This window comes from Deltaproteobacteria bacterium (genome assembly GCA_020848745.1).
Classification (GTDB): domain Bacteria; phylum Desulfobacterota; class Binatia; order UTPRO1; family UTPRO1; genus UTPRO1.
The window spans coordinates 1-4,838 of the sequence record JADLHM010000051.1 but is presented as its reverse complement, the minus strand read 5'-3'; the positions used below and the strand labels follow the sequence as shown (position 1 = coordinate 4,838).

At 73.5% G+C, this 4,838-nt stretch carries 2 protein-coding genes; both read left to right on the top strand.

What is annotated here, in order from left to right:
• The coding region (locus tag IT293_06710; protein MCC6764337.1) for a fused MFS/spermidine synthase at nt 1-2,912 on the top strand (2,912 nt) is incomplete at its 5' end.
• Nucleotides 2,913-3,209: 297 nt separating this feature from the next.
• Nucleotides 3,210-4,838: hypothetical protein (locus tag IT293_06705; protein ID MCC6764336.1), on the top strand; the 1,629-nt coding region annotated here is incomplete at its 3' end.

Here is a 4,838-nt window from a genome sequence, read left to right as displayed (position 1 = left end):
TCGCGGTCGCGACCGTGCTCGCGGCCTACATGGGCGGGCTCGCGCTCGGCGCGGCCGCGGCCTCGCGGGTGGCGATCCGTCTGGACCGCCCGCTGCTCGTCTACGGGGCGCTGGAGCTCGCGATCGCCGTCGCGGCGCTGCTCGTGCCGTTCGCCATCGGCGGCGCGTCCGGTGTGGCCGCGCTGCTCTTCGGGAGCGGCGCGGCGCCGCCGTCGACGGGGAGCGGCGCGCTTGCGGCGTTCCACCTCGTGGCGGCGTTCGTGATCCTCCTCGTGCCGACGGCGTGCATGGGCGCGACGCTGCCGCTGCTCGCGCGTGCGACGGTCGCGAGCGATGCGGAGCTCGGTGCGAGGATCGGCACGCTCTACGCGCTCAATACGGCCGGAGCCGTGTGCGGCGCGATCGTCGCGGCCTTCGCGTTGCTCCCGACCTTCGGGCTCGAGCGGACGGTGTGGGCCGGCGCCGCCGCGAACGCGGCCGTCTTCGTCCTCGCCGCCGCGACGGCTCGCGCGGCGGGTCCTCCGGTCGCGAGCCCGGAAGCGGTGTCCGAGCCGCCAACGGACCGCACGCGCATCGTGCTCGTCGTCATCCTCCTGTCCGGCGTCACCTCGTTCGCCTACGAGATTCTCTGGACGCGGCTTCTCGGGCACGTCCTCGGCGGCTCGACGTACGCGTTCGCGACCATGCTCGCGACCTTCCTCACCGGGATCGCGCTCGGTGCCGCGCTGGCGGCGCGCTTGGCGACGACGGCCCGGCGTGCGCTCCGCGGTCTCGCGCTCGCCGAGCTCGGCATCGCGGCGGGTTCGCTCGCGGCCTTCCGCGCGATGGACGTGCTCCCGGCGCTGGCGCTCCGGCTCGGTGCCGGGCGCGACCCGACCGCACCCGGCAACGTCGCGCTCGCGGCGCTCGTGATGCTGCCATCGACGCTCGCGATCGGCGCGACGTTTCCGTTCGCGGTGCGGGCGCTCGCCCGCGGCCGCGCCGACGCGGCCCCGGTCAGTGCGCGGGTCTATGCCTGGAACACGGTCGGCGCGATCGTCGGGGCGCTCGGGGCGGGCTTCGTCCTGATGCCGCTCCTCGGGTACGCGGGCCTGGTCGGTGCAGCCGTCGCGCTCAACCTGACGTTGGGGGCGTGTGTCGCGCTCGCGACGCGACCGCGCGCGCCTCTGCTCGGCATGGCGTCGCTCGTCGGGCTTCTGGTCCTGGCCGTGTGGCCGCCGACCACGCCCTGGACGCTGGTCGGCACGTCGCCGCTCTCGATCGGGCGCGAGGCGGCGCCCCCGGAGTTCTTCGCGGTCGGCCGGAGCGCCGGCGTCGCCGTCGCCCGCGAGGGCGGGGTCTACAAGCTCCGCACCAACGGCCTTCCGGAGGGCGTGATGCTGCCGCCCCGGCGCTATCGCCGGGCGATTCCCGACCGCTGGCTCGGCGCGCTGCCGTTCGCGGCGCGTCCGGGCGCGCGTCGCGTGCTGATCGTGGGCCTCGGGGCGGGCACGGCGCTCGAGGCCCTGCCGGACGCGCTGGCGGATGTGGACCTGATCGAGATCGAGCCGCGCGTGATCGAGGCGAACCGCCGCTTCCGGACCGCGCGCGCCGTCGATCCGTTCGCGCTCGGTGGCTTGCACCTGCACGTCAACGACGCCCGCGGCGCCCTGAACCTCACGACCAAGCGCTACGACGTCGTCGTTTCGCAGCCCTCGCATCCGTGGACGGCGGGGGCGGCGCATCTTTATACACGCGAGTTCTTCCGCGTGGTGCGCGACCACCTGGAGCCGGACGGCGTCTTCGTGCAGTGGATCGACCTCGACCTCGTCGACCAGCCGCTCTTCGCGACGCTCCTCGCGACCCTCCTCGACACCTTCCCCGAGGTGCGCGTCTATCGGCCGTTCTTCCGCGGTACGGCGCTCTTCCTCGCGTCGGCGGCGCCGCTGGCGGTCGAGGCGAACGCCGGGCGCGCGCTCGCCGCGGCGCCGCGCGAGCTCGCGCGCGCCGGCATCCAGGTCCCGGAGGACGTGGCGGCCGCCTTCGGGCTGGACACGGTGGGCGCGCGGGCGCTCGCGGCGAACGCGCCGCTCACGACCGACGACCGGAACCTCCTCGAAGCCCGCACGATCCGCGTCGCGCGTCCGCTCGGCTATCGCGGCGCCGACGAGATCCTCGGGCCCCTCGATCCATTGCCCGCCGCGCTCGGAGCGCTCGATCGGCTGTACCTGGTGCGGCGGTTGCTCGCGGACTGGGACTTTCCGCGGGCCGAGCGGATCGTGCGGGCGCTCGTCGATCCGGTGGAGCGCCTCACCGCGAGCGGCATCGTCGCGCTCGCGACCGAGCGGCCCGACGAGGGCCGGGCCGCGCTCCGCGCCGCGCTCGCCGCCGACCCCGCCGCCTACGAGGCGCGGGTCGCGCTCCTGCGCGCCGAGCGGCGGCGCGTCGTCGCCGGCGATGCGGATGCGCGGGCGCTCGCGGCGGGCCTCGTCGATCCGGCGCGCGCGGTGGTCGAAGGCTGGTCGCTCGAGCAGGTTGGCGATTGGACGGCGCTCGGCGCCCTCGAAGCGCGGCTCGCGACCGCCCGCCCGGGCGACGCCGCCTACGGCGACGCGCTCCGCCTCCGTGCGGCGTGGCGCGTCGCGGCGGGGGCGCCGGAGGACGCCGTGGCAGCGCTCGCGCTCATGGATCTCGTCCTGCCGCTCAGCGTCGATCCGGAGGACTACGTCCTGCGGGCGCGCGCGGCGCTCGCCGCGGCCGACCCCGCGACCGCCGTCGAGAGCCTCACCCAGGCGCTCGAATCCACGACCCCGGGTGCGCTCCGCCGCGTCGCGGATAGGGTGGAGGCGACGCTCGCGACGGTTCCTTCCGGGCCCGGGGACGCCGCCGCGCGGGCGCTCCTGGAGCGCAAGATTGCCGCTGCGCGCCGATGAGCGCCGCGCGCGGTGAACGCGGTGACAACTGCCACGGCACGCGCCGTGACACGCTGCGGCGTAGGCCGCCCGGAGGGGCGCGAAAACATTTGACAGCAAAGGAGCGGGGGGCGCATAACCATGCCAGTCGCTCGTGCCGGGCTGCGAAGCCATCGAGGGCGGCGTCCCAAACGATACGAAGACGCGAAGAGAAGATCAGAGGCGCCACGTCGCCTTCACCGGCGCGCACATCGAGTCCGACGGCCGAGCCGATCGGGGAAATCCACGCACCGTCAACCGTCGCTAAGGAGGAGAGTCATGAGATTTGGTCCGAAAGCCGTTCTCGGCGTGGCCGCCGTCGCTGGCGCGCTCGCGTACGGGACCGCGGCGCACGCGTATCTGTCGACGCTCAGCATCAACAAGTGTCTGTCGGGCAAGGTGAAGACCCTGGGGAAGGGCGCCGCTGCGTATACCGGGTGCTACTCGAAGGGGGCCTCGAAGAACATCGCGGTCGATCCCGTCTGCCTCGGCAAGGCCAGCACCAAGACCGTGAGCGCCTTCGGGAAGCTCGATGCCAAGCCCCCTTGCCTGACGACCGGTGACGGTGCGGCGCGCGATGCCGATACGGCGACGTTCGGCTCGAACGTCAATGCGCTGGTCGGCGACGGCGACACCGGTGCGACCAAGTGCGACTCGGCCAAGCAGAAGCTCGTCGGCAAGTACGTCGCCGGCATCACGGGCTGCTACGCGAAGGCGGCCGGCAAGACCGGCACCGTCGACAACGCGATCGGCGGCTGCACCGACAAGGTGTCCGTCAAGTTCCAGAACGGCGTGAACAAGGCCGAGCTCAAGCCTCCGTGCACGACGTCCGGCCTGGCGGCGCTCGCCTCGCTGCAGGCGGCGGCCAACGCGTACATCCAGGCGCAGGCCTGCGCGCTCGACCCGAGCAACCCGGACTGCGTCGGGTCCCCGACCCCGACCCCGACCTCGACGCCCGGACCGCTCTGCGGCAACGGCGTGAACGATCCAGGCGAGGCGTGCGACGCCTCGGCGCCGTCGGCCGGTTGGGCGACCTGCGGTTCCGCGTTCACGTGCACGGCGTGCAATTGCGCGTGTCCGAGCAAGGTGACCTTCTCGGGTGATCCGAACGCGCCGGAGAGCATCCTCGACACCGGCTGGACCGGCATCTCGCACCGGGCGCCGATCATCAGCAACGGCCAGACGACCATCACGCTGAGCGGCTGCTCGACCGGCCCGAACCGTCCCTGCGGCACGTGCAACGTGAGCGGCCCGGTCGAGAACCCGAACGCCAACGCCGGCGAGCTCGCGACCCGGCGCTGCACCAACGACACCTCGATCCAGTGCACCAGCGACGCGCCCTGCACGGGCGGCGGCGGCACCTGCCAGTACTACTTCGGCGCGCCCCTGCCGCTCGCGGCCGGCGGCGTCACCACCTGCGTCGTGAACCAGTTCAACGGCGCCGTGAGCGGAACGGCGAACGTCGAGACCGGCTACGCCGTGACCAGCGCGAACCTAACGGCGCGGGTCTACAACGGCATCGCCATCGACAACCCGTGTCCGCGGTGCGTCGGCGACGGCGCCTTCAACGACGGGACCGCTGGCGGCACCTGCGACGGTGGCGCGCGCGTCGGGCTGGCGTGCGACTCCAACGGCGACGTGCCGGCGCGTCCGGACTTCGGCCGCACCAGCCTCGATTGCCCGCCGAATCCGGCGGGCATCATCGCGACGCTGCCGATCGACCTCAGCAACAAGACCGATGTGGTCGCGAAGACGCTGACGGGCGCGAGCCCGAACTGCACGAACTCGGCCGGCAACAAGTGCCTCTGCGACACGTGCAACAACGCCGCCGCGACGCCGTGCGACGACAACGCCGACTGCACGCTGGTCGGCGCGACCGTGTGCGGCGGCAAGCGCTGCCTCTCGGGC